The following is a 24,926-nucleotide window of genomic DNA, read 5'->3' on the forward strand; positions in this document are numbered from 1 at the left end:
CGCAGCGAAGAGTGGCTCTTGGTGGAGGATTCAGGAAATCGAACCTGACGAGGCACCCCGATAGGCGCATCCCCCGGAACACGTATGCGTCCACCACATTCTAGCCAAAGTGGCCCTGACCCCGCTGGCAAGCACTCAAAATCCCGTCCCGTAGGAGGTTCGGCTTGCGGCCATGTGCACCTCTGACGGCGCGACCTCTCGGAGGCCCGGGCCGGGGCCCGGACGCCAGTGTCGCGCTCGAGCGGCATCGTGAGGCGAGACTTGCTGGGCCGACTTAAGCGGTCCTTTCGCGGGCCTGTCGAAAACGGACTGGGACTCATCGCCGTCAAGCAGCCGGTATTTGCGTGCGAAGTCGATTCCCAGCTACGCGACACCGGCTGATGTTGAGCGGTGTCGATACCCTGAAGCATGACTTACGAAACGAATTTCGCCGCCTACATCATTGCTGCCGCAATGTTTCTCGTCGTCATTGTGACGCAGCTTGCCGCGTCGGGAAAGATTCGCCGCAATGGTTTCGTTGGGCTCAGGATTCCGCCCACGATGGTCAGTGATGCTGCGTGGGTAGCAGGCCATAGGGCCGCTCGGGTGCCGTCATGGATTGGCTTCGTTCTGGTCGCGATCGCTGCAGGGACAGCCCAGTTCATACCGGAGGCCACGACTGCTCCCATCGTGTTCTTGTTTCTATTCCTCGGGTGGTCCGTCGTGGCCGCCTGGCGAGGGGCGGGAGCCGCAACGAGCTGAATCTAGCTTTGGGCAGCCTGCCAGATCAAGCTACCGGGCGGGGTTCGCCCGTGCGCAAGGGGTTCCGGCTACGGGCACGGATGGCGCTCGGGCCCAGTCGTTTGGCTTCTGTGCATCCGGGAGCATCGTGGGTCGGCGGCTGGTCCTCGACAGCTGGTCAATTGCCGAGGGCTCGAATGCGTCGTCCGGCGAGGGCGGCCACGATTCCGATGCCTGCGGTGAGCCATATGGCCGCTTCTGGTCCGGCGGTTGAGGCAAGCACGCTCAGTCCTCCCGCCGTGGTGAGCACGATGATGAGGGCGTCGGCTTGCCACGCGATCACGTTCAGAATGGACACGTCGCCAGCTGGCGTGACGACGGGAAGGAGCAGACCGATGGGCATCGGTCATTTGGCACAGTCCAGAATCCGCACCAGAGCGATGAAGACCGACACCAGCATCCACCACGGCAGGACACCGATTGGTGCCCCGCCCGGCACGGCAGCAATGGCACCTATGGATCCGAGAAGGAGGCAGGCGAGACCGGGGAGCAGCGCATGGGAGCCGATCATGGTCAGGGCGCTCCGTCCATACAGCGACGACGGGCCGACGTTCTCGTTGGCGTTTCGCAGCCCGTCGCACCACACGCCGGCGGCGAGGTAGGCGAGGAGTACCCCGGCCAGGGCCATGACCCAGTCGATTCCGTCAGTGGCTGAAGCAGTTTGGGCGTTCAACCACCCTGCTCCGACGAGAGCCAGAGAGCCGAGTGTAGTCCGCACTGGGAACCGCCGTGCGGATCCGATGTCGCGCTGCAGAATCGCGATCGGCAGTGGCCCGGTGAAGGAGATCCGGCAGTGCCTCCCTCGTGTCGGTGGGGTGCGGAGGGCGCCTGACGCTCCGGCAATATCGCCGGTCTGCACCAGAGTGCCGATTGACTGCCAGCGGCGGGCTTGCGCCATGATTTCAGGGCTGCGGAGGTTATTCAGCAGTGCAGGAGCGGCCAGAAAGACCAATGGTGACAGGGCGAGGGCGATGACTGGCCACCACGGGACTGGCGCAGCCGGACCGAGGGATTCCCACAACAGGGCAAGCCATCCCCAGGGGGTCGCGAGCAGGACGATGTCGACGCCGGTTTCCACTGCAACCGCACTGCCCAGGATGACAATGGCCAATGGGATCGTAATGCGGCGGGGACAGCTCTGCCCGACAAGCCACAGCACGGCCAGCACGCCCGAGTACGCGATCGAGCCCAGCACCATGAGCGCGGCCGGAATGGCCGCTGTCGGCCCGCCAAGGAGCCGCGCCCCGATAACAATTCCAGATACCGTGACCGCCGCCAAGGCCAGCACGGTGACGCTGATCAAGAACGGACGGCGCAGGGTATCGCTGCGGGCGAGGTAACTACCCGCGAGGAATTCAGTGAGGAACGGACTCGGTACGACCGGACCGCGCGTTCGCCCGATCAGGACCGCGCAGGCTGCCAGTATTGCAGCGATTGCGCCCACACCCCGGGAGCTATCCGGGGCGACGATCGTGGCAAGGATTTCCGGACTCGCCAAGCCGAGGACTAGTGATCGCACGACTGGCACCGCGACGATTGCGACGATGAGTGCCGCGACGTAGACCGTGTAGACGGCGTCGCTCGCCGTTGGCAGGCCGGCTCTTGATGCGGTTACGGATCGAGACTGCGCCAGGATCTGACGGTCAGTGGAGGTGCTCACGACTCTGCGAGTGACACGGACCGGTCCGCGATGGCCTCGATCATGTCTGTGCTGTGGCTCGCAATCACGACCGTGGCCCCACGATCGATCTCGGTGCGAACAACCGATGCCACCAATGCTCGTCGTGTGGCATCCAGGCGCTGCTCCGGTTCGTCGAGGATCAACACGTCGAAAGGACGCACGAGAGCCGTGGCCAAGGACAACAACTGCGTCTGTCCCGACGAGAGCTCGTTCACAAACCGGTTCTGGAGGTCACTGATCCCGAGAGCCGCCATGGTGGTGTCAGCCGCATCAGTGGCAGCGGATCCGAGTCGTCCCCACGTTGTCGCGATGAAACGCAAATGCTCGTGAGCGGTCAGCTCCCGGGCAAAGGCCGGCAGGCCGATACGGGCAGAGATGGTTCGCCGCATAGTGCGATGGCGTTCATCGACCGGCTCACCGTCAATGAAGGCCTGACCTCCAGTCGGACGAAGCTGGCCACTGAGGATTCGAAGAAGGGTCGTCTTGCCGGAACCGTTCCGCCCCTGCACAGCCAAGGCTTCACCGCTACTCACAATGAGGGATACGGGCGCCAACAGCACCTCTGAATCGATCGAAGCGGAGACATCGCGGGCTTCGAGAGAGGACACAAGCCTCATCCTCTCGCACTTCCAATCTCGATGACCGACCCGCCTCAGGCTGGGCGGGCAAGAATCGTCATTCTGTCTCGTAAGGGGTTCCCCACTAGGAGCCTCTGGCGGGGGTGCTCCCAGGTCACGGCGAGCGGAACACGATTCGCGGAAATCAAGCTCTCGACAGCCCCCATCCTCCGGCGTCGGTTTCACCGGGCTTCGCACCGCCCGCACCGCAGCAATCGGCGCAGGGCTTTATTTGGTTTGGCCGTCGTGCGCTCGGCCACCGCACCACCGCCGTCTAGAAGTCAGTCACTTTCTTGGCATGCCACGCACACCTTGCGGGAATACGATCTCTCTATCGGGCTTCCCGTCACGTCGGCAGCCCGCGACGCACCGCCTCACAGCAGCGTCGAAGCATCGCTGCACCACAGATCGACGCTGCTGCGATGCGGCGGCTGATCGTTAAATTGTGACCCCGACGACACCGTTTCTCATCCAGCTAAAGCACACAGGGAGCATCAATGGGCACTGACGACCAGACCAACACATGCAGTTTCCACATGAGCGGTGCGCTGCCAGCAGGTGGCGACCACCTCGGTGGCACCTTCGGTCAGTCGCCGACCCTGGACAGTTGGTACCCGCAGCGTCTCCGGGTTGAGCTTCTCCACCGGAATGGCGTCGACGCCGACCCGCTCGGCGCGGACTTCGACTACGCGGCGGCTTTCGCCACGATCGACCTCACGACGCTCAAGTCGGACATCAAGCGACTGCTCACCACATCGGTCGACTGGTGGCCGGCGGACTACGGCAACTACGGTCCACAGATGATCCGAATGGCGTGGCATGCCGCCGGCACGTACCGAATTGCCGACGGCCGTGGCGGAGCGGGCACCGCGATGCAGCGGTTCGCACCAATCGGAAGCTGGTGGGACAACGGCAACACCGACAAATCACGACGACTCCTACAGCCGATCAAGCACCAGTACGGCAACGCTCTGTCGTGGGCCGACCTGATGGTCTTGACCGGCAACTGCTCCCTCGAGTTGATGGGCCTGCCGACGTACGGCTTCGGTGGTGGACGACTCGATGCGTGGGAACCGGACGACGGCACCTGGTGGGGCCCGGAGGTCTGGAACCCGCACGCGGTCGCGAGCCCTGACGAGATGGTGAGCCGCGACGAACGCTGGCATGGTCAGAACGGCGACGCGGACTACGACCTGCAGAGCCCCCTGGCCGCGTCGCACCAGGCGCTCATTTACGTCAACCCTGAGGGGCCCTATTCGAACGGCGACCCGCTGGGCTCAGCACGCGACATTCGCATCACGTTCACGCGGATGGCGATGAACGACGAGGAAACGGTGGCATTGATCGCCGGTGGCCACGCGTTCGGTAAGAGCCACGGCCAGGTACCCGCATCCGACATCGGACCATCACCCGAGAAAGCCCCGATCGAGTCGATGGGGCTCGGTTGGCACAACCCGGTGGGTACCGGCAGTGCCGAGCACACTTCGACCAACGGCATCGAGGGCAGCTGGACTCCGAACCCGACACAGTGGGACAACACCTACCTCGAGAACCTGTTCGCGTACGACTACGAGCAGACGAAAAGCCCGGCCGGCGCGCTGCAGTGGACACCGACTGACCCGGAGGCGCCGAAGACTCCGGACGCCCACGTACCCGGTCAGATGAACCCGCTCATGATGATGACCTCGGACATCGCACTCAAGGTCGACCCGGAGTATCGGGCCATATGCGAGCGTTTCCTGGCCGACTTCGATCTGTTCACCCTCGCGTTCTCGAAGGCCTGGTACAAGCTCACGCACCGCGACATGGGGCCGAAGCACCGGTACCTCGGCCCGGAGGTCACCATCGCCGACGACCTGCTCTGGCAGGACCCGCTCCCGGACGCAGCAGGATCCTCACTCGACGAGGCCGACGTGGCAGCGCTCAAGGAAGCCGTCCTCGCGACCGGGCTGTCCGTGTCCGACCTCGTCTACACGGCGTTCTCCGCCGCCTCGACCTACCGCGACAGCGACAAGCGCGGAGGGGCGAACGGTGCCCGCCTGGCATTGTCGCCGCAGAAAGACTGGGCGGTCAACCGACGCACCGTCCCAGTCATCGACGCGCTGCGGAACGTGCAGGCGGCTTTCACGGCGACGTCGGGCGGACGGAAGGTGTCTCTCGCCGACCTCATCGTCCTCGCCGGCAGCGCCGCCGTGGAGCAGGCGGCACGGGCGGCAGGATCTGACGCCAGCGTGCCGTTTACGCCAGGCCGTGTCGACACGACGCAGGAGTTGACCGACATCGAGATGTTCGAGTGGCTGCGACCCATTGCGGACGGGTTCCGCAACTTCGTGTCCGAGCGCTTCGAAGAGTTTGCTCCGGGCGTCGCGCCCGAGGCGGTATTCCTCGACAAGGCGAACTTGTTCACTCTCACTGCACCGGAGTGGACCGTCCTGCACGCCGGGCTCCGCGTGCTCGGCAGCAACTGGGACGGGTCCGACGTGGGTGTGCTCACGGATCACGTCGGAGTCCTGACGACCGACTTCCTCGTGAATCTGACCGACACCGACCTCATCTGGACGAAGGACGACGAGACCGCGATGACCTTCACTGGTCGGGTTCAGGCGACCGGCGAGGCTCGCTGGAGGGCCTCCCGAAATGACCTGGTATTCGGCTCGAACGCGCAACTGCGGTCGATCGCCGACGCCTACGCGGGCAGCGACGGGCAAGAGCGGTTCGTCCGCGAATTCATCCGCGTCTGGTCGAAGGTCATGATGCTCGACCGCTACGACGTCAATGGCCACAAGCGTTACGGGGCAATGGCCGCCTGACCCCGGAGGTCGCGTCCCGGCGAGCTGACGGCGTGGAGGCACGGCGCGGTCACGCGCTGAGCCTCCAAGCCGTCGAGGCCTTGACCGAACGACGCTTGAGGCCGCGAGCCGAACGTTGCACGGATTGATCAGGCTGGGGACGGCCAAGGAACCTCCGCGGGCACCACGTGGTCGACCACACTCGCACCTGGACGGCCTGCGAGGGTGGACGGGCCGCTATGCCCTGGAAGCCGTTACCCCCACTCGTAGAGACGCCGGCCGGATTTGCTTTGGCCTCGGGTCGCGAGAGGGTGCCGCTGATGTTCTCTGTGGCGGCTCGTAAGGCCTGAGCCTTCCGGGGTCATGTCCCGCTGAGGAATGCGCGTGACCGGTAGAGGTTCCCCTGTGACACAAGTGTGCCCGACCAGGCGACCGCATTGCTGGGGCAAGTATTTGTCTCGATAGGGGTCCCGCTTACGGGCACGACGCTGATGTCGTTAACCGGCCGGGAAGCATTGGCGCTGGTTCATCGGGTTGTTGCTGGTTGGGCCATCGAGGCGTCGTAGAGGCTTGCCACTCAGCGCTATTTGGCGGCCGACTTTATGTTGAGTTCGTCGGCCTCTTCCTCCGTAACGATTCCGACGAGCTCGGCAATCTTGACGACGATGTCTTCCATGGGCTCTTCGGCCGTACTGAATCCACCACGCGACGCGAGTGTCGGGGTGACCTGGTCGAGCTCCTCGAACGTCACCCCGTGCATGACCGGCACTAAGAGGCTCCGGCGCAGCAGAGCGCTGAGCTCGTTGCTCGCAATGCTGCGGTCGGTACGCAGCTTGTCGAGCATTGCGGGCGTCACCAGCACAATCCCCATGCGCGAACTGACCAGTCCACGGTCGATGGCTACTCGCATGTCCGTGCCAGGTCGCAGGCTTACCTCACTGAACCACACCGACACGTCTTTTCCGAGGAGCAACTCGTAGACGTCATTCGCGGCCGCCTGACGGTCGGGCCAGGCGTGACAGAGGAACACGTCATTCACCTGAGTCCGTAAGACAGTCGCCGCGCGGACAGACTCCAGGTCGCGCACCTGCTGTTGCGTGTACGAGGCAGTCGACCCGCTGGGCTGCCAAGCCGGACGGGCGACACCACGTCCCCCGCCCCCGCTACTGCCCGACAAGCTCCCACTCCTACGCACAGGCGCGGCCGGTGTGGCGTCGGACGAGTGCGACCGAGGCGGCGAGTATGAAGAACGCCCATAGCCGGACGAGCATGCAGGGCAATTCGCGCGACCGCTTGCTGTGCGGTGGCCTTCTCTTGGAGCTGTGCATTGAGCCATGTGCTGATGATACGGAAGACCTAAGACACCGAGTGGAGCAATGGCCCGTCGGTGCCCGTAAGCCGATCGGCATACGCACCTCGAACCACATTGCCAGTCACGGGATTCAGTCAAAAAGGATCCCAGATAGGGTTCGATCTACGGGACGGTCTGGAAATGCTCGACCAAGGGGAACGGTTCGTAGAAATGGTGCAGTAGGGCGCGCCATTCTTGGTACTGCGCGGATTGCCTGAAGCCGATCGTGTGGTCGTCGAGTCGCTCCCACTCAACGAGCAATAGGTATGTGCTCGGAGACTCGATCGAACGCGACAGCGTCAGGCTACGGCACCCGGGCATTGACGAGATGATGGACCGCGCATCGGCAAAGGCGAGCTCGAATTCAATTTCACGACCGGGAATCACGGGTAAGAGGGCATGTTCTGTTATCACCTAAGCAGTGTCCCATTCAGCGTTCCCATGTGACACAAGTGCGCCCGACCAGGCGACCGCATTGCTGGGGCAGGAATTTGTCTCGATAGGGGTCCGGCATACGGGCTCGGATCCATCCGCGGCGTATATGGGACCCTTTCCTTATGCCTGCTACTACTCGACTCATTTCCGTGACGGATGTGGAGCGCCTTGCCGGCCTTCAGCTCACCGGCCGGCTCTTCTTCGCTCCGTGGGACCCAGTCCGCGCGGACCCCTTCTTTACCGTCGCAGGCCAACAGGCGGAGGTCGAAAAAGCGCTCGCTTGGCACAGCCGTGGCGAGGCCTTACCGCACGTGATTCTCGACGAGGATTCGCAGGTTGTTGGTCGGATCACGTTTAGTGGGATCACCTACGGGGCCTTCCAATCGTGCAACATGGGTTACTGGGTCGCCCAAGAGAGCAACGGACATGGCTATGCCACCGACGCAGTTCGAGCAATGACTGCGCTTGCATTCGAAGAGTTGGGGCTGCACAGGGTTCAGGCTGAGACGCTGATCCCCAACGTGCGCTCACAACGGGTGCTTGAACGTGCCGGTTTCGCGCGCTACGGATCGGCTCCTCAATACCTGAAAATAGCGGGCCGGTGGCAAGACCATCTCATGTATCAGCTGCTTGCCGATTCCCAATAGGCGGTCAACTTCACCAACGTGATCCCACCTCATCCGCAACCAGTCGCGGACCGGGGCGATTGCAGCTTTCACGTCTCGCAGCCCGTTTCGTCGAGGGTTCCTCGACTTGCCTATCGCCGCCTTTCCCCCCGTTTTGATTCCGTCCCATGATTGCTCGGCCTCATGACCTCACCGTGGGGATAAAGTGGGGGCCACCGATGATCGCCTGACTTCACGCCCATGTGTGAACGGTCGAGGGCGTGGGAGGCACCTGATGGGCACCTTCCTCAGCACGTTTCTCTCCGATTCCGCGGAACTTCCGGAACTCACCAATCGCGTTCATTCAGCTGGGCCGGTGCCGCTATCGTCGCCGCTGCCTGTCGCGGATCTTGCCGCAGACAGCATCGCGGCGACCATGCTCATGGCCTCGTTGCTGCACCTTGTCCGCACGGGAGTGCGCGACCCGAGGGCGAGCGAAGTTCCGCAGGTGAGCATTGCGCCGCAACTCGTCGCCGGCGACCTACCGGAGCGACCTACTCTTCCGGTGGAACGGGAGCCCCGCGCCAGCGTGGGCGCCCCTGTCCGGATTCTTCGCCTCGAGCGATGGCTGGGTTCGCACTCACGCCAACTACCCCCACCACGAAGCGGCTTTGCGCACACTTCTGAGATTGGACGATTCCGTCACAGCCGAGACTGTCGCTCATGCGATTTCGCGCCGTCGCGCCCTCGATTTGGAGGATGAAGCCGCAGACTCTGGTGCGGTCATAAGCGCGGTTCGCAGCCCGAGCAGTTGGAGAGGACATCCTCAAGCCCAAACCCTGGAAGCGGATCCCTTCATCAGCCTGGTGCAGCAGGCAGGAGGCTCGGGCCGCCATAGCCTGGGGTTGGCCGACAGCTACGCGCCACTGCAGGGCGTCCGGGTGCTCGACTTGACCCGGGTGATAGCCGGTCCGGTGGCCACTCGCAGCCTCGCGTTCTTCGGCGCAGACGTCCTTCGCATCGATAGCCCTGGCATGCCGGAGCTCTCCTGGCAATATCTCGATACCGGGCAAGGGAAGCGTTCCGCGCTTCTTGACCTCGGCTACAAACCAGATCGAGACCGCCTCGAACAGCTACTAACGGACGCCGACGTTATTGTCATGGGATACAGGCCGAACAGCCTCGACCTGTTCGGCCTGTCCCCAGCCGAAATCCACAACCGCCATCCAGGGCTCGTTATCGGCCGGGTGAGCGCGTGGGGGCAAAGCGGACCTTGGGCCGAGCGTCGAGGATTTGACAGTATCGTCCAAGCAGCCAGCGGCATCGCCCAGATCCACGCAGACGGCACGGGCAGGCCAGGTGCTTTGCCAGCCCAAGCTCTGGATCATTCCGCCGGGTACCTACTTGCCGCCGGGATCATGTCATCACTTCGACGTCGACACCTCGACGGGCACGGGTGGACCGTCGACATTTCACTGGCCCGTGTCGCACAAGAGCTACTCGTCCAGCCTCATTCCCCGCCAACCGAAGCCGGCCCAAACGTGATCAGAACCGTGAACGCGGAAACGCCGGGAGGAACCGTCACCTGTGCCGCACCCGCGATCAGCATCAGCGGCGGCTCGAAATGCTACAGGTGGATCGGCCGCCCGTGGGGAGCGGACCAGCCAGAATGGTCCGAGCCAGGATCCGCCGACGTCCAGCGATAAGGCCCACCAGGAAGGTGCGCCATCGGCAGGTGCAACATGGCGAAGCCGCCCGCTGCGGGTTCCGCTTACAGCCTTTAGGTTGGAAAGATGGATGAAGAGGTTCTAGCGGGGGGCAACTCGAGTATGGTCGTGCGGGTAGGCGACACCGTTCGCCGCTCCGCCGGTCCTTGGACTCCCGCGGTGCATCAGCTTCTGACCGCACTCCGCGCGGCGGGAGTGATGAAAGTACCTGAGCCCTTTGGCCTGGACGAGCAGGGCCGGGAAGTGCTCTCCTACCTTCCGGGAATCGTTGGCAATTACCCAATGCCCAGCTGGATCTGGTCGCCCACGATCCTGCGCGAGGCTGGGTCCTTGCTTCGACGGGTGCATGACGCGAGCGCGCCCCTCGTGCACGCGGCCGCGGAATGGCAGTTGCCTGCGCACGAGCCAGTCGAGGTGGTGTGCCTGAACGACGTCGCACCGTACAACATGGTTTTCCAAGACGGTCACATCACGGGTCTTATCGACGTTGACATGGCCTCACCCGGGCCTCGGATTTGGGATCTCGCTTACCTCGCATATCGGCTCGTCCCGCTCGGCGAGTACGCAGACCATGACGCCCCAGGATGGGATGCTCGCCCCGGCCGGCTCGATGCGCTCATTCGCTCATACGGCTATGAGTTCGACCAGACTGCCGTTCTTCGGACGGCAGCGGACCGCATGGAGGATCTCGCCGTGTTCACGGATCAACGTGCCGACGACACGGGCCGCAGTGATTTCCTGGAGCATGCCGCACTGTACCGACGTGATCGCGACCGACTTCTCGACATGAGCGCAAGCCTGCAGGCCTCGTGAACGCGGATATCCACGTAGTCCAAGTCAACGATCCACGCCTGAAGCGTCTAACCGAGGCGGGGTATGTCGTTGTCGGCGAGTCGTGGGGTGCCCGCCTGCGCCTCAGCGATCCACCCAACCTAACGGTCCTGAACGCGGCCGTCATCGCGGCAACGGACCAAGGATTTCTGATCGAGGAACTCGATGATAGCTGGGCGCCTCAGGTCACGGCCCTTGAAGCCTTGAACCACGCCGACTACCCGTTTACGCCAGCGACATCCGTGCCGCACCGCGACGAGTGCGACGTGCTCGAACTGTGGAAATCTGGGTGCCGCCTATTTGGCGCCATCACTGACGGGCAACTCGTGGCCGTCAGCGCAATTAGCCTGACGGCCACGCGCGCGGAAACCGAATTCACTTCCGTCCACCGCTCTTATCGTCGGAAAGGGCTCGCCGTTGCCGTCAAAGCCGCATCGGTCACGGCGTTGGCCCACGACGGCGTGCGGATCTTCGGCACGGGTGGAGCTCAGAGTTCAACACCGGCAGCATCCGCATGAACGAACACCTCGGCTATGCCATCGAAGAACGCTGGCTCAGCCTCACGGTGCCGCAGTAGAACAGGAACGCACGCGCCCGGAGGAGGTCCGGCTTGTGGGCACCAGACCCTACGGACCCAGCGTGGCCCGAACGATCACGATTGCCTTCGGTGGTTGCGTCACGAGAGGCGACATTCGGAAACCTGTGGTCTCCGGGGTGTTGCGTCTATGCTGAGGCCATGCACGTATCGCTGCGATTTCTTCGCCCTCGACCGGTTCCCGGTCGCATGGGCTTAGTCGTACGCGCTTAGGTCCAGCGACAGATCGGTCGGGGGTGGCTCCTCCATCCGATCTCATCAAAGGACCAGAACATGACGTCATATCTCTCTGCGGCGGAACTCACCGACGCGCTCAACCTTCGCGACCTCTCCGACCCTGACCAGGGTCACCATGCGATGCAGACGCTGCTCGACGGCGTCGTATCCGCTCTTGCCGGTCACTGGGACATCCCGGCCGAAACCATCCGATACAGTCCGCTGGTCGCTGTCGCCGACAACTACGACAAGCTCGGCTTCGACCCGACGGCAGTCACCAGGGACCGGCGATACTCGCGCTATGTGAGTCCAACGGTGATGCTGCGCAGCCACACATCGGCCTCGATTCCCACCCTGCTGCAGTCGGTGTCGACGCAGACCAGCTGCGACCGGCTGCTGGTGTTGCCTGGCCTGGTCTACCGCCGCGATGCAATCGACCGCACCCACGTAGGGGCCCCGCACCAGGTTGATTTGTGGCGGGTGAGTTCTGGCAAGACACTCACTGCCGCAGATCTGCAGACGATGATCGAAACGCTGGTGAAAACGGTGCTGCCCGGCGCGAAGTGGCGCGCCGTTTCGGCGGCGCATCCGTACACGGTCGACGGCTGTCAGGTCGATGTGTCAATCGCGGGTGAGTGGCTGGAGCTGGCGGAGTGCGGATTGATCGCACCGCACATCCTCACCGCGGCCGGTCTGGACCCCGATGCGTGGTCTGGGCTTGCTCTGGGCATGGGGCTGGACCGGGCGTTGATGCTGAGAAAGGGTATCCCTGACATTCGGCTTCTGCGGGCGGCGGATCCACGGATCGCACAGCAAATGCTCACCCTGTCACCCTGGCAGGCCATTTCGGTCATGCCCGTGATCCGCCGCGACATCTCGATCGTCGTCGACGTGGCTGCGGACGCCGAGACCCTGGGTGATCGAGCAAGGGCGGCGTTAGGCGATCGCATCGACGACCTTGAATCGGTGGAAGTTCTGAACGCCACCGCGTACGCGGATCTCCCGCGAGGCGCGCAGGACAGGCTGAGGCTCCGGCCGGACCAAGCAAATGCACTTGTCCGACTCACACTCCGACCAATCTCCAAGACCCTGACGCACGGCGAAGCGAATGACATCCGCGACGACATCTATAGGGCGTTGCATGAAGGCCCCGTTCTTGAACTGATTGGATAACCGGTTGACGGGCTCTGTTGCGCGGAGTCCATCTGCGCGCAACAGAGACCCGGACACGACCCACCCAGTCTCATCCCCGCGTTCGCAAGGGCTTCGGCGGATTCAAGTGGTGGAAGCAACAGAGGCTATTTCCTCCTTGAGACCAGCTCGCTGAGGAGGTCGTCTAGGGTGCTGCGTTTGAGGGCCGATGTGGGTGCGACTGAACCCGTCAGAAAGGGGTGGGCGAACCCATCGGCGGGGGAGGAGTGGCCGGTTGCTGGGTATCAGGGCGCTGAGGGGCGGCCGTGGTACGCTAGATCCATCACGATCAGCCCGCTCGCCTCACGGCTCGGGCTGATTTTCTTTAACTGGGGGACTCGTGGCTGAGTACACAAAGAAGTGGTTGTCGGTCGACGGGCAGGTCGCCAAGCTTGAGTCACGCGGCGTTGAGGTGGGTGACCACGAGAGTTTCCGCGGGTTGCTTCGAGCCGTCGGGTATTACCGACTCACGGGCTACCTTTATCCATTCCGGGAATCGGAACCTTTTCGGGATGACGCCGGACGGATCAGGTTTCGAGTTCTTAACCGCTATCGTTCCGGCACGTCTGTAGGGCAAGCTTCTGCGCTCATTGATTTTGATCGTCGCCTGCGGATGCTCGTTCTCGAGGGCATCGAGCGGATCGAGATTTCTTTCCGCATGCAGATCGGCTATGTGTTGGGCAGGCAATCGGCATTCGCCCACATGGATCCCGTCAACTTCGTCAACTCGTTTACGGAATCACAGACTGATAAGGCGACCGGCGACACACTGCCCAGTAGACACGCGCAGTGGATCGAGCGTGTGAAAGAGCGCCAGGCCGATTCTGACGAAGCCTTCGTCGCTCACTTTCGCAACAAGTACGACGATGAAATGCCTATCTGGGCGTTAACGGAAATTCTGGAGCTCGGACATCTCGGCCGGCTCTATTCGGGATTGAACAGTTCGTTGGCGACGGAGATCGCCGCGGCCTACGGGGCACCGTCGAAGAAGGTAATGGTCAGCTGGATCTCCAGCCTGAACTATGTCCGGAATGTCTCTGCACATCACGCACGCCTCTTTAACCGCAAGCTTGTCAGCGCACCGGCACGACCCAGTCACGACCAGGTGCCACTTCTTGGTCATCTCAAGGACGGGGATTCCGCGAAAGCTGTGTTCGGCGTGTACAACGCTCTCGCGGTGATGGCCTATCTGCTCAGATCGATCGAACCGTACAGTGGCTGGCCCGCCAGGGTCGTGGAGCTCCTCAACTCTTTTCCCGAATCTGGCTGTGTGACGATCGAATCGATGGGCGTCCCGGATGGCTGGCCGACGCTTGAGCTCTGGCGCGCCTGATAGGCGGCACGCCCGGCATTGAATCGATGCACGTGAGCTTGCCAAAGGCAACCGGAGCGCTTCATCTCGGTTGAAGTTATCAGGGGAGTCCTGATCGTCGGAGATGTGGTTACCGGGACTCTGCGCTGAGCCGGTTCAAAGGGGCGTCCCGGCGTGTGTATCGCGGCGAAGGGGCCTCCTCATCGTGTCTCAACGATGAGGTTCGTCGATGCTGAAAGCTGAAACGGATTCGCGGTCGAATCGGATTAGGTGGGCGTCGATGGCGAAGATTTTGAGCTTGTCGGTTGTGGTGCGTAGCTTGTTGAGCGCGTCGCTGTCGATGTTTAGTGCTGCGCATATTTCGGCCGGTGTCATCAGGGGTGAGATAGGTGCGGGCTTGATCACGCGTTCTCCTCCGTCGGCATCGGCGTGAGTGCCGCAGTGTGGGCTGTGGCGATGGCGGAGATTTTGTCGGGTCTGAACCCTGTCCAGTGTTCGGTGCCAACGGTCACGACGGGTGCGTTTCGGTAGCCGAGTTGTGTGACCACGGCGGCGGCGACCTGGTCGTGGGTGAGGTCGATGGTCTCGTAGTCCAGGCCGACGTTGTTGAGTGCTCGTTTGGTCGGGGTGCAGTGGATGCAGTTCGGCAGTGTGTATACCGTGAGTGGTTCTGGCATCGGTGGGTCCTCTTTCTCTTATCTCCCATTGTCTTTTGGCGAAGACCTTGAGACAGCGCCAGGGGTGAATGTGCAAGGGGCCGTGGAATACCGTAGCGCAGCGAGGATATGCCGCGAAAGCCCTTGCGCAGAGGGGAATGGTGCGTACGCTCAGATCGTAAAAGGCAACGGAGTTGTCGCAAAGAAGCCTCGTCGACCAGCGGTCGACGAGGCTTCTTTGATCAGTTCAGAGCCGAAGGCTACCTCTCAGTCTTGGGCGTGGATGCGGCGGCCGTGGTGCGTGGTCTGCGGGTCCGCGGCGTGTTCTTGAGTATTTGCGGGTCTGGGGGCCAGCGAATATTGCCTTCGGGGGCCATCGATATTGCCGCTGGGTGCCACCCAGTCGCGCAGCCGGGGGCCACTGGCGCCCCCGACCGCGCGAGCCTCAGGCCGTGGCGTGACCGGCGGTGTGTTCTCGCATGTTGTGGCCGCCGGTCTCGACCCAGATGGTGTTGTGCACGATGCGGTCCATGATCGCGTCCGCGTGAACCCCGGAGCCAAGGCGCTGGTGCCAGTCCTTTTGGGCGTATTAAGTGCAGAACACTGTTGATGCCTGATCGTAGCGGCGCTCGAGGAGTTCCAACAGCATGCTCCTGGTGCTCTCGTCGGGCTCGTCGAGGAGCCATTCATCGATCACCAGGAGCGTGAATGCGGCGTACTTGTTCAAGAACTTCGTCGTGCCGGAGGGTTTATCGCGGGCCAGCTGCCAGGCCTCTTCGAGCTCCGGCATTCGAATGTAGTGTGCTCGCACCCGGTGCCGGCACGCGGCTTTCGCCAACGCGCAGCCTAGATATGATTTCCCCGACCCGGTGAATCCCTGGAACACAACGTTCTGTTGCCGGTCGATGAAAGGGCCGGGGCAGTCTGCTCTTCTTCTGCCTCCCGGCCGCGTCATATGTCCACGTGGTGGCGGCGGTGTCGGGGGCGGTGCTGTTGAGTTGGTTGTAGGCGTTGTAGCTGTCGTCGATGGGTGCCGCGCGGAACTTGGGGTGGGTGAGGCTTGGGTATGGTGAACTTCGCTCCAAGCGAAAACGAATCTTCAGAGATCAGGAGTCAACCAAACCGGGGGCCGTTCCAGCCGACAGAATGCTACGGTCAGGTCAGGATCACTTGATCATTGACGAGACGGCGTTTCTGCGTCAGTCGCACGGGCACATCCGGTGCAAGCCGGTGTCGCAAAGGCACGGGACCCCTTGGGTTAGCCGGCCTATCAACAGACAGGACCGACGCTCAATGGGCGTTTTGCGAAAATCAGTAGACCGGGTGAACGTCCGTGGCCTCTTGAGGCCGTCTGACGGGACTGTCCAAAGCACACGGTGGTACTTTGCCGCCCTGGCGATGGCGTCTCTGATCGTGTCCGTGCCTGCTGCGTTTTTCGAAGCGACCGGCGGCGTGATAGTGCTGATGCTTTTGGGGTCAACGGTAACGTTGCTGTCATCGTGCGTTCACGTCCTCCTGAGTCGGCAGGTACCACTGTGGCTGGACGTATTGGACACGGTTGCGATTGTTGTTCTCGGGCTCGCCAGTCCGTCCACGACGACGGTGATCGCCTACGTGCTCACCGCGATCTGGTTTCGAGCCTTCTACGGATCGATCTGGCGTTCTCTGCTGCGATGTGTCCTCGGGATGGCAGCGCTCTCTGCGACAGTGCCGTTGTGGTCGTTGATTCCGACCCACTCGGTGCCACCGACAACGACGGGCTTATACGAGTCGTTCCCGCTGATATTCATCGCCGTTTTCATCGCCCGCCAAATGGGCGGTGGCCTGCTGGCGCGAGAGCAGGCCACTCGGCGCGATACCGTGTTGGCCGCCACCGGCTCGCAATTGTTGGGCCTCACTGACGAGACCTTGATCAGGGCTCTCGCTTGGGCGGCTTGTGCTGAGATTTGTGATGCCACTCCAGGTTTGCGCCTGCTCAAACTGGTGCGCGATGGCGCCGAGTTGAGGGTTCAAGGAGTTGCCGGCAGCTTCCTTAGTGTTCCGGGAGCGTTTCCTGGGACCGTCGTCTCGTCCACAACGGATCCAGGGGATGCGCGGGTCCTTCAGCCGGGACCGCTGGATGACGCCGTCGGCGTCGACCTCGCCTGGTCGTGCGTTAGTTTGCGGGGATTGCACGAAAACGCCTGGATGCTGGTAGGTGCGCCGAAGAAGATCCCCTCAGATGCGTTGTTGTCTGTGCGTGATTTGGTCAACCAGGTGGCTCTGGCCCTCCGCAATAGTGACGTGCATCAACAACTCACGTTACAAGCCCAATATGATTCGTTGACTGGGCTGGACAACCGGGCTTCCTTCACCGCGAAGCTGGCCTCAAGCCTCGCGGACCAGGCGCATCTGGACGGTCTGCACGTTTTGTTCCTCGACTTAGACGACTTTAAGGATGTCAACGATGTCCTGGGTCATCGTGCCGGAGATGCGGTACTTCTCGAGGTCGCAGCGCGGCTGCGCGGGTGCACTCGCCCCGGCGATGTCTGCGCGCGACTGGGCGGCGATGAATTCGCCATCTTGTTGCGCGGTACCACGGCCAGCGCTGCTAAGGACGTCGCTCAACGCATGATTGACTCGCTGACACCACCCGTGCGCGTTGGCGAACGCTTTGCGCAGGTCGGTGCCAGCGTCGGGATCGCGACGCTCACACCCGGGATTGATATCGATGAGCTTGTACATCAAGCCGATATCGCGATGTATGCAGCCAAAGCCAACGGCAAAGGTCAAGTACAGGGCTATCACGTGGGGCTCATACACACCGGTGCGACCCGGCTAACAACCGAATGGGCCCTCGCAGTCACAGCTATTCCCACGCGCCCACTCCGTGGAGCGCGTTGATCATTTTTGTGTCTCTGAGGCTCTCCTCACGCTCGACGAAGGTCAAAAACCTATCCTGACAGCGGTGCCTTGCTGAGGTCTAGCATCCCGCCAGCGTGCCGGAAGAAGCGAGTCCCGACCGGCGCCGACACGCAGGCCCGCTCGCCCGCTCGCCCGCTCGCCCGCTCGCCCGCTTCCTCGCTCGAGATGCCCTGGCCAACGAGGCCCCCAGAAATCCTGGCGGTGCTCCCGGTGCCACCCCGGCGGCCGGCCTGGCGACCGCATCGGTTCTCGCCCGAGTTGCGTGGCCATCCAACCCTTCGGACGTCCCATAATCCACCTCCATGATCGAGGTGTTGCTTCCACCGGTTGAATCCACTCTTCTTGTTGTATCCGCTGTAGAGAAGAACAATCTTGCAGCCGTGAAATGTGCAGAACACTCGGAGAAGTACCTGGCGGTCGATGCCAGACATATCCATCGGCGGCGCTAGGCCGGCTTCAGTAAAAATCGCCTGCAACGATTTGCGCACGCGAAACTCGTACAGTCCATCGCCGAGTGATTTCCCCCACTCGCCTGCGCAAATGTCGATTCCATAGACCTCGAGTACGTGCTCGATTGCCGCGATGAGGACCGCCTGCTCGTACGGAGGGAGCGAGTCCACGAAGCGGTCAAGGGTATCGCCCTCATATTCAACAGTCCAGGCGGCCAATATCGTCCTCTCTTATGGTGCGCCGTGAGCTTATCGAGTCCGGGAGCGCCCATAGGCCCGTACGATCCCTTCAAAGAGCCACGATGGTGGCATCAGCGGCCCCGGTGTCGAGGGATAGTGGCGTGTGCCCGGGCAATTGGTCAACAGCTTGTTGGACAGCGGGGCGCTGGCTCTCCCCGGCCCGCGCGATTGCTTGCATGCCGGTCCAGTTCGTCCTCAGGTATGGATCGGAACACGTGGGATCCCGCTCACCGATTTCTTCGCCACCGGAAACGCGGGTGCCGGTGCGTGCGCCGAGTCGAACTTATTGTCGAGTCCCGGGTGTGTGTCTCGGCGAAGGTGCCCCGTCGGCGAGGCTGAAAGTCAGGACGGACTGGCGGTCATCGCGGAGGAGGTGTTCGTCGATGGCGAAGGTTTTGAGCCTGTCGGTGGTGCGCAGCTTGTCGAGGGTGTCGATGCGCAGTGCTGCGCATACTTCGGCTGGAGTCATGAGAGGTGAGATGGGCAGCGGCTTCCTCACTCTTTCTCTTCCTTCAGTATCGGCGTGAGCGTGGCGGCTTGTGCTGCGGCGATGGCGTTGATCTTGTCTGGCCTGAACCCCGCCCAGTGTTCGGTGCCAACGATGACGACGGGTGCGGATCGGTAGCCGAGTTGTGTGACCAGGTCGGCGGCGGCTTGGTCGTGGGTGAGGTCGACGGTCTCGTACTGCAGGCCGACGTTGTCAGAGCGTGAGGAAGCCACAACCGCGAGTGGCCGGCGTCGATGGGACCGCGTTGCCGTCCGTCGGCTTGGAAGGGTGTTTGCCAATCATCCAATCCTTAGGTGAGCCACCGATCAGGGGGTCTGGTTTTCCAGGGACTTGACCTTGTCGAGGAGGGCACCTATGGCGGCGTCCTGTGAGGCGAGGTGCAATTGTATTTGTTTCGCTTCTTCGAGGATCGCGCCCGCATCTTCATAGGTGGCGGCGGCTCGTGCGTCGGAGGCTGCAGCCTGGATGTTCTGGCCCACAATGATGATCGGGAGGAGCACCAATTGGAGGAACGTCTGGGCGACCCAGGCGATGATAACGATGGAGTCGTGGCTTTGAATGGCGGCCGGCAGGCTGACAAGGCTGATGGCGGCGAATGCGTAGGCCGCCCACATTGTTCCGACGCTCTTCGTGATGCCCAAGCCGATTTTTTGATTGATGCCGTTCACCCGGCCGGAATCAGCGCGCAACTTCGAGAGAACTGAGCGCACGGTCGGCGGCCCTTGGGCGGCACGTTCGGCGGCTCTCGGGTGTTGGGTGTAGTCGAAGTCTGCGCTCATTATGTCGGTGCTCCCATTTCATGTTGGAGGTGTGAAGTATCCCACCGTTGGCTCCCTCATGATTTCTGCGCGCCCCGCTTCAGCGGATATGAGCGGCAGCATGTCCAATGCTCTACGAGAGTTCTTCATCCTGGTCTTTGGGGAGGCGTGGGCGAACCCGTGACCTACGCATTGGCGAGGCTAGCGACAGAATTCCAGTAGGGGACATCCACAACATACCGGCGGTTGGTTCTAAATCGTGCGCTTTGTGCGAGGATCTGGGGATGGAGCAGGTGCAGGACTTTCGATCAACAATTTTTCATGCTGGCACGAGGGCGAGCGTGGCTCTCATCGTTGGCGTGCTCGTTGGCGTCGCCTCTGGTCTGATTGTGAAATGGGCATTCGCGCCGGCTATCGGTTGGGTTGGGGCGGCGGTCGTCTTCCTGTCGTGGACGTGGATAGCGGTAGGTCGACTGGATCATTCTGAGACCGCACGATATGCCACTCGAGAAGATCCATCCCGGTTCGCCGCCGAGGTACTCATTCTGTGCGCAAGTATCGCCAGTTTCTGGGCCATTGCGCTTATCCTCATTGAGGCTGGCACCGTGGAAGGACTGGCCAAAGCCGGACTCGTCGCCTTGGCGTTGTCAACGATCGCGGCTTCTTGGCTGATGGTCACCACCGTGTTCACCTTGCGATACGCGCACCTGTACTACAGCAACGAAACCGGGGGCATTGACTTCAATCAACGCGAGCCGCCCCGGTACTCCGACTTCGCTTACCTGGCCGTGACGATCGGGGCCACGTTCCAAGTTTCGGACACCAATCTGCAAAATCACGATATCCGCATCACCGCGCTGCGCCATTCGTTGCTTTCTTACGTCTTGGGAGTCGTTGTCCTAGCGACAACGATCAACCTCGTTTCCGGACTCGCCCACTAACCATCTGCTTCAGCGCACCACGTACTCGCTCGAGACAAAACGTCTGGAGAAGGAACGAAGCATCCCCAGTGTTGCCAGAAAGGCGCTCGGGTCCCGGTTTCGTGTTCTGCTCCATCCCGGTCAGGGCCCCGTCCCGGGGCTTGATTCGCGCGCGAGCTCCGTCTCGAAAACTCAGAACTAGACAGCCGTTGCCTGGCGGCCTTCCGAGCCCAGATGCGTGCGAGCCTCCCTCAACCCTTTTCGTTCTTCTTCGGCCAAAGGGTCACCGTTGATGGTCTTCCTTGGCGATCGCGCTTTTCCCGTCCTCTGACCCAACGATGTGGCCGTGAACTTCAGCAAGTGTTAGCGGCCTGGGGTTGTGGGATCGTCAACCGTTTCTTTGAGTTGGTCCGAGGTTTAGAGGAGTGCTTCGCGGGCGAGGACGATGGTTCTGTCTCGGGGAAGCTCGATGACGTCGACGGGGTCGGGTGCGAGCCTGTCGAGGGCTAGGAAGAGGACTTGGGCCCAGCGAAACATTTTGCTCCGCCGGTTGTAGCGGGGTACTGGGGTGGAAATGAAGAATGTTGCGCGTGAGGAAGCGAAATTTACTAGCGCTGTCTTGTCAACGGTGTGAGCTTCGGTCAGCAGTTCTGTCATCCGGGGTTGCTCAAGGAATCCGATTTTCGCGACGACGCGAACGATTCCGGAGGGGAACGTTTCGACGTTGATTCGTTGTTTCATCCCGACGGTGGAGGGGACGTCGATCGTTGACCAGCTCAAGAGGATGGAGCGTTTTTGGAGGGCATGATTTTGAGTGACCATTGTGCGCAGGGCAACGGGCACAATATTTGGATTCCGGGTAATGAACACTGCGTCTCCGGGAACCCGGAACAGGTCCCCTTTGGCGCGTGTGAGAAAGGACTCCAGGTCGCTGATGGGGAGCTCGCCGATGCGTCGTGCGGCGCGGATGCGTTGCTGTCCTATCCACCATGAGCCCATCACTGTGAATATGATTGCGCCAATTGCCAGTGGGAGCCACCCTCCCGAGGTCGCTTTGGGTAGGTTCGCAACGAGGAACGCGATAGTAACCAGGAGGATTGCGCCTGCGGCGATAATTCTTGGCGTGAGGCGTCTGGAGTGTGCCCAACTCCAGGCCAGGTAGACGATGCTGGTGATGGAGATGGTAGTGGTGACGGCGATGCCGTATGCGGAGGCCAACGCGGCGGATCCTCGGAAGCCAATTGTCACGGCGAGCACAGCAAGTGCAAGTAGGACGTTGATGGCTGGAACGTAGATCTGGCCCTCGTTCTTTTCCGATGTGTGAACTACTCGAAGTGGAGGGAAGAGCCCCAGACGCCACGCTTGATGGATGACGGAGTATGTCCCTGAGATCACAGACTGGGAAGCGATGATCGTGGCGGCCGTGGCGAGGATGACCATGGGGAGTTGACCCCACGCGGGCACGAGGCCGAAGAAAGATGCGGTCGCCTCCTGCGGGTGGCGCAGAGCCAAGGACGCCTGCCCAAGATAGTTGAGGACCAGGGCGGGAAAGACGACCCACATCCATGCGCGCGTGATCGCTTGTCGGCCGAAATGGCCGAGGTCGGCGTAGAGGGCTTCGGCTCCCGTAACGGCCAGAACGATCGCTCCGAGGGCGAAGAATGCTGTCCCGGGCTGGTCGATGAAGAAAAGTACAACCCAGTGCGGCGAGAGCGCTTGAAGGACCGCGGGGTCCTCCAGGATCGATGCGCCACCCGTCACTGCGAGGACAAGAAACCAGAGCAACATTATCGGGCCGAAGAGCCGTCCGATTGTTCGGGTGCCAAATCTTTGTATCGCAAAAACACCCAGCAAGATCACGACTGCGATCGGCACCACAAGGGCGGACAGGGTCGGCTGGATCACTTCTAGACCTTCTACTGCGGACAGGACCGAGATCGCGGGAGTGATCACGCTATCGCCTAGAAACATTGCGGCACCCAGCATGGCAACAATAGTGAAGGTCGTGAGGGTTCGAGCTTTCAGACCGCTCCGGCGGAGAAGCCCGAATAGTGCGAGAAGCCCACCTTCGCCTCGGTTGTCAGCCCGGATTAGGAAACGCACGTAGAGGATCGTGACAACCAAAGTGAGCGCATAGACGATGGTCGCCGTCGACCCATACACATATTCGGCCGACGGTCCGCTGGCATCGAAGCTGCCGGCGTCAAACGTCGTCGTCGCCGCGTAAAGCGGGCTGGTGCCAATATCGCCGAAGACGACACCCATCGCCGCAATCATGGGACCCACAACCAAAGCCGGACCGCGTGCGCTCAATTTTTCCAACTTCACGAATCTTTCTACGTCCAAGACAGGCTCACGGCAGCTGGGACCGCTGTCGATCCGGTTAACGGTTAGCGTGCGAAGCGGTCTTGAAGGCGCCGCGTCAACTAACTCCTGAATCCTAGGGTGCGTGGAGAGCGTTCTGTGCCGCAACGGGTATCGTGCGACGTGTCGGCAACCATCGGTGAGCACCAAGTCGACCTGGCCGGCGCCCACTCCAAAGTTCCCACGGACCGCCCCTCTCTGTGAACCTCCGGAAATAGATGGAAGGCCCGGCGGCTGGGGTGCGTGAAGCCCTGGTCGTCATCGAAGGCGGTAACACCACGAGCAGGGCGGCGATGCGGGTCGAGACGCGGTGGCGGGTTAGGGCACGGTAGGTGGTCATCGCGGATTCGTCTTCGGTGTTTCGTCCCGCGAGCTCGAGCAACACGTACATTTTTCGACATGATCTCCAACACCATCCCGTCGTTGCGGCAGAGCAGATCGACTGCATACGCCACCCCGACCGGGCTGCGGGCAACGGCGGTTCGTGGTCGATTCCCGGCCCGATACGGCAGCATGGACCCCATGCAGGCCAACTCAGAGTTCAAGCCGGAGTTCTTAAAGATCAACCCGCTCTTCGCCCGCCCGGGAGAGGACAGCGTTGTCCCACGCTATGTCCTCTGCGCGGACCCGATGGAGCCGGAGACGGCGTACCAGATCATCCACGACGAGATCATGCTCGATGGCAATGCCCGGCTGAACCTCGCGACCTTCGTGGGCACCTGGATGGATGATCACGCCGGCCGGCTCTACACGGAGGCCTTTGACAAGAACGTCGTCGACAAGGACGAATACCCCCAGACCGCGGCGATCGAGGAGTATTGCTGGCGGATGATCGCGGGCCTCTGGCATGCGCCTGAGCCGATGGACACGATCGGCACGTCGACGATCGGATCCTCGGAGGCGTGCATGCTCGGCGGACTGGCCCTGAAACGACGCTGGCAGCAGGCCAGGCGGGCGGCCGGGAAGCCGACCGGGCAGCCGAACCTCGTGATGAGTTCCGCGGTGCAGGTGTGCTGGGAGAAGTTCTGCAACTACTGGGACGTCGAGGCGCGCTTCGTGCCCATCAGCGAGGAGCATCCGAGCCTCGACGGCCACAACCTCGAAAGCTATGTCGATGAGAACACGATCGGCGTCGTCGCGATCATGGGCGTGACTTACACCGGGGTCTACGAGCCGGTCGCGGCGATCGCCGCAGCCCTCGACGAGGTCCAGGAACGCACCGGACTGGACATTCCGATCCATGTCGACGCGGCATCCGGGGGCATGATCGCGCCCTTCCTGCAGCCGGAACTGGCCTGGGACTTCCGGTTGGAACGGGTGCATTCGATCAACACGTCCGCGCACAAGTACGGTCTCGTATACCCCGGCCTGGGCTGGATCGTCTGGCGTTCGAAGGACCTGCTGCCGGAGGACCTGGTCTTCCATGTCAGCTACCTCGGCGGGAGCATGCCCACGTTCGCCCTCAATTTCTCCCGTCCCGGCGCGCAGGTGCTCCTGCAGTATTACCTCTTCCTCCGGCTCGGGTTCGAGGGATACCGTGCCGTGCAGCAGGTGTCCCAGGACGTGGCACGATTCCTTGCGCGCGGCATCGAGAAGATCGGCGCCTTCACCCTGTGGAATGACGGTTCCGATATCCCGGTGTTCGCGTGGCGGCTCACCCCCGGCCACACCCGGAATTGGAACCTGTTCCACCTCTCGGACCGGCTGCGTTCCCATGGTTGGCTCGTTCCCGCCTACCGGATGCCCGACGACCTGTCCGAGATGACGGTGCAACGCATCGTTGTGCGCAACGGGCTCAGCATGGACCTGGCCGCACGCCTGCTCACGGTCATCGAGCAGGAGACGGCCTACCTCGACAGGCTCGAGGGGCCGATGCCGGTCGAAGGGCAGCAACCCGGATTCACGCACTGACACCCCGCGGCGGTCATCCGCACAGCAGATTCCCCGTATGTTCGGTTGGGCGCCGCGATGCCAAATGCAGCCATGAAGGAGACCCG

22 protein-coding genes, 2 pseudogenes and 1 riboswitch are annotated in these 24,926 nt (G+C 62.2%); of the genes and pseudogenes, 11 read left to right on the forward strand and 13 right to left on the reverse strand.

Annotation, left to right across the window (positions count from 1 at the left end; translation table 11 throughout):
- The first annotated feature begins 408 nt into the window (after positions 1-408).
- Positions 409-741: an SdpI family protein gene (locus RGU41_RS03410; RefSeq protein WP_322135544.1), complete on the forward strand. Its 333-nt coding sequence runs from the start codon at positions 409-411 to the stop codon at positions 739-741.
- A 157-nt stretch (positions 742-898) separates the two neighbouring features.
- Here RGU41_RS03410 and RGU41_RS03415 read toward each other — a convergent pair whose 3' ends face one another.
- The 3 genes and pseudogenes from RGU41_RS03415 to RGU41_RS03425 all read right to left on the reverse strand — a co-directional run.
- On the reverse strand, positions 899-1,123 hold the full coding sequence (locus RGU41_RS03415; protein WP_322135545.1) for a hypothetical protein: 225 nt from the start codon (positions 1,121-1,123) through the stop codon (positions 899-901).
- 3 nt (positions 1,124-1,126) lie between these two features.
- Complete coding sequence (locus RGU41_RS03420; RefSeq protein WP_322135546.1) at positions 1,127-2,440, reverse strand: hypothetical protein; 1,314 nt, start codon at positions 2,438-2,440, stop codon at positions 1,127-1,129.
- Positions 2,437-3,015 (reverse strand): annotated as a pseudogene (locus tag RGU41_RS03425) (ABC transporter ATP-binding protein); the annotation flags it as partial. The pseudogene RGU41_RS03425 and the gene RGU41_RS03420, both read right to left, overlap by 4 nt.
- A 560-nt stretch (positions 3,016-3,575) precedes the next feature.
- Between RGU41_RS03425 and katG the strand changes: the two are divergent.
- On the forward strand, positions 3,576-5,888 hold the full coding sequence (katG, locus tag RGU41_RS03430) for a catalase/peroxidase HPI (protein ID WP_322135548.1): 2,313 nt from the start codon (positions 3,576-3,578) through the stop codon (positions 5,886-5,888).
- A 562-nt stretch (positions 5,889-6,450) separates the two neighbouring features.
- Here katG and RGU41_RS03435 read toward each other — a convergent pair.
- Together RGU41_RS03435 and RGU41_RS03440 are read right to left on the reverse strand one after the other, a co-directional pair.
- Entirely contained in the window at positions 6,451-6,906 is a 456-nt protein-coding gene (locus tag RGU41_RS03435; protein ID WP_322135549.1) for a toll/interleukin-1 receptor domain-containing protein, read from the reverse strand.
- 435 nt (positions 6,907-7,341) lie between these two features.
- Positions 7,342-7,632, reverse strand: a complete 291-nt coding sequence (locus RGU41_RS03440; protein WP_322135550.1) for an antibiotic biosynthesis monooxygenase — start codon at positions 7,630-7,632, stop codon at positions 7,342-7,344.
- 170 nt (positions 7,633-7,802) lie between these two features.
- Here RGU41_RS03440 and RGU41_RS03445 point away from each other — a divergent pair, with 170 nt between their 5' ends.
- From RGU41_RS03445 to RGU41_RS03470, 6 genes are all read left to right on the forward strand, one after another.
- A complete protein-coding gene (locus tag RGU41_RS03445) occupies positions 7,803-8,300 on the forward strand; it encodes a GNAT family protein (protein WP_322135551.1) in 498 nt (165 codons plus the stop codon).
- Positions 8,301-8,947: 647 nt separating this feature from the next.
- The gene (locus RGU41_RS03450; RefSeq protein ID WP_322135552.1) at positions 8,948-9,964 is read left to right on the forward strand and encodes a CoA transferase; all 1,017 of its coding nucleotides are present in this window, start codon (positions 8,948-8,950) and stop codon (positions 9,962-9,964) included.
- 87 nt (positions 9,965-10,051) lie between these two features.
- Positions 10,052-10,798, forward strand: coding sequence for an aminoglycoside phosphotransferase family protein (locus RGU41_RS03455; RefSeq protein WP_322135553.1), 747 nt, complete (start codon positions 10,052-10,054; stop codon positions 10,796-10,798).
- On the forward strand, positions 10,795-11,334 hold the full coding sequence (locus RGU41_RS03460; RefSeq protein ID WP_322135554.1) for a GNAT family N-acetyltransferase: 540 nt from the start codon (positions 10,795-10,797) through the stop codon (positions 11,332-11,334). Before RGU41_RS03455 ends, RGU41_RS03460 begins: the two co-directional genes overlap by 4 nt.
- Positions 11,335-11,684: 350 nt before the next feature.
- Complete coding sequence (locus RGU41_RS03465; protein ID WP_322135555.1) at positions 11,685-12,800, forward strand: hypothetical protein; 1,116 nt, start codon at positions 11,685-11,687, stop codon at positions 12,798-12,800.
- A gap of 358 nt (positions 12,801-13,158) precedes the next feature.
- A complete protein-coding gene (locus RGU41_RS03470; RefSeq protein ID WP_322135556.1) occupies positions 13,159-14,151 on the forward strand; it encodes an Abi family protein in 993 nt (330 codons plus the stop codon).
- A gap of 189 nt (positions 14,152-14,340) precedes the next feature.
- Here RGU41_RS03470 and RGU41_RS03475 read toward each other — a convergent pair whose 3' ends face one another.
- The 3 genes and pseudogenes from RGU41_RS03475 to RGU41_RS03485 form a co-directional block, all read right to left on the reverse strand.
- Positions 14,341-14,535, reverse strand: a complete 195-nt coding sequence (locus RGU41_RS03475; protein WP_322135557.1) for a hypothetical protein — start codon at positions 14,533-14,535, stop codon at positions 14,341-14,343.
- On the reverse strand, positions 14,532-14,807 hold the full coding sequence (locus RGU41_RS03480; RefSeq protein ID WP_322135558.1) for a glutaredoxin family protein: 276 nt from the start codon (positions 14,805-14,807) through the stop codon (positions 14,532-14,534). The genes RGU41_RS03475 and RGU41_RS03480 overlap by 4 nt, the downstream gene beginning before the upstream one ends.
- 424 nt (positions 14,808-15,231) lie before the next feature.
- Positions 15,232-15,741 (reverse strand): annotated as a pseudogene (locus tag RGU41_RS03485) (ATP-binding protein).
- A gap of 245 nt (positions 15,742-15,986) precedes the next feature.
- Positions 15,987-16,061, forward strand: a riboswitch (cyclic di-GMP riboswitch).
- A gap of 123 nt (positions 16,062-16,184) precedes the next feature.
- On the opposite strand from RGU41_RS03485, the gene RGU41_RS03490 reads away from it, so the two are divergent.
- Entirely contained in the window at positions 16,185-17,669 is a 1,485-nt protein-coding gene (locus RGU41_RS03490; RefSeq protein ID WP_322135559.1) for a GGDEF domain-containing protein, read from the forward strand.
- 50 nt (positions 17,670-17,719) lie between these two features.
- Here the strand turns inward: RGU41_RS03490 and RGU41_RS03495 are convergent, their stop codons facing one another.
- From RGU41_RS03495 to RGU41_RS03510, 4 genes are all read right to left on the reverse strand, one after another.
- Entirely contained in the window at positions 17,720-18,358 is a 639-nt protein-coding gene (locus RGU41_RS03495) for a hypothetical protein (RefSeq protein ID WP_322135560.1), read from the reverse strand.
- A gap of 304 nt (positions 18,359-18,662) precedes the next feature.
- Positions 18,663-18,848, reverse strand: coding sequence for a hypothetical protein (locus tag RGU41_RS03500; protein WP_322135561.1), 186 nt, complete (start codon positions 18,846-18,848; stop codon positions 18,663-18,665).
- A 26-nt stretch (positions 18,849-18,874) separates the two neighbouring features.
- Positions 18,875-19,099 carry a glutaredoxin family protein gene (locus RGU41_RS03505; protein ID WP_322135562.1) on the reverse strand — a complete coding sequence of 75 codons (225 nt, stop codon included), beginning with the start codon at positions 19,097-19,099 and terminating at the stop codon, positions 18,875-18,877.
- Between the two features lie 93 nt (positions 19,100-19,192).
- Positions 19,193-19,666, reverse strand: coding sequence for a hypothetical protein (locus tag RGU41_RS03510; protein WP_322135563.1), 474 nt, complete (start codon positions 19,664-19,666; stop codon positions 19,193-19,195).
- 263 nt (positions 19,667-19,929) lie between these two features.
- Between RGU41_RS03510 and RGU41_RS03515 the strand changes: the two genes are divergently transcribed.
- On the forward strand, positions 19,930-20,586 hold the full coding sequence (locus RGU41_RS03515) for a DUF1345 domain-containing protein (protein ID WP_322135564.1): 657 nt from the start codon (positions 19,930-19,932) through the stop codon (positions 20,584-20,586).
- A gap of 396 nt (positions 20,587-20,982) precedes the next feature.
- Here RGU41_RS03515 and RGU41_RS03520 read toward each other — a convergent pair whose 3' ends face one another.
- Entirely contained in the window at positions 20,983-22,893 is a 1,911-nt protein-coding gene (locus tag RGU41_RS03520) for a KUP/HAK/KT family potassium transporter (RefSeq protein WP_322135565.1), read from the reverse strand.
- A gap of 549 nt (positions 22,894-23,442) precedes the next feature.
- Here RGU41_RS03520 and RGU41_RS03525 point away from each other — a divergent pair.
- Positions 23,443-24,840 (forward strand): glutamate decarboxylase, encoded by a 1,398-nt coding sequence (locus tag RGU41_RS03525; RefSeq protein ID WP_322137292.1) that lies wholly within the window; start codon positions 23,443-23,445, stop codon positions 24,838-24,840.
- Positions 24,841-24,926 lie beyond the last annotated feature (86 nt).

Origin of the sequence: Cryobacterium sp. 10C3 (genome assembly GCF_034314285.1) — a bacterium.
In the GTDB taxonomy this organism is placed as follows: domain Bacteria; phylum Actinomycetota; class Actinomycetes; order Actinomycetales; family Microbacteriaceae; genus Cryobacterium; species Cryobacterium glucosi.

What these genes read in the sequence shown, in the direction of transcription:
- RGU41_RS03410 (WP_322135544.1), top strand. Translation starts at nt 409, where the DNA reads ATGACTTACGAAACGAATTTCGCCGCCTACATCATTGCTGCCGCAATG.
- RGU41_RS03415 (WP_322135545.1), bottom strand. Translation starts at nt 1,123, where the DNA reads ATGCCCATCGGTCTGCTCCTTCCCGTCGTCACGCCAGCTGGCGACGTG.
- katG (WP_322135548.1), top strand. Translation starts at nt 3,576, where the DNA reads ATGGGCACTGACGACCAGACCAACACATGCAGTTTCCACATGAGCGGT.
- RGU41_RS03515 (WP_322135564.1), top strand. Translation starts at nt 19,930, where the DNA reads ATGGAGCAGGTGCAGGACTTTCGATCAACAATTTTTCATGCTGGCACG.
- RGU41_RS03510 (WP_322135563.1), bottom strand. Translation starts at nt 19,666, where the DNA reads ATGAGCGCAGACTTCGACTACACCCAACACCCGAGAGCCGCCGAACGT.
- RGU41_RS03500 (WP_322135561.1), bottom strand. Translation starts at nt 18,848, where the DNA reads ATGACTCCAGCCGAAGTATGCGCAGCACTGCGCATCGACACCCTCGAC.
- RGU41_RS03490 (WP_322135559.1), top strand. Translation starts at nt 16,185, where the DNA reads ATGGCGTCTCTGATCGTGTCCGTGCCTGCTGCGTTTTTCGAAGCGACC.
- RGU41_RS03455 (WP_322135553.1), top strand. Translation starts at nt 10,052, where the DNA reads ATGGATGAAGAGGTTCTAGCGGGGGGCAACTCGAGTATGGTCGTGCGG.
- RGU41_RS03525 (WP_322137292.1), top strand. Translation starts at nt 23,443, where the DNA reads ATGGACCCCATGCAGGCCAACTCAGAGTTCAAGCCGGAGTTCTTAAAG.
- RGU41_RS03480 (WP_322135558.1), bottom strand. Translation starts at nt 14,807, where the DNA reads ATGCCAGAACCACTCACGGTATACACACTGCCGAACTGCATCCACTGC.
- RGU41_RS03465 (WP_322135555.1), top strand. Translation starts at nt 11,685, where the DNA reads ATGACGTCATATCTCTCTGCGGCGGAACTCACCGACGCGCTCAACCTT.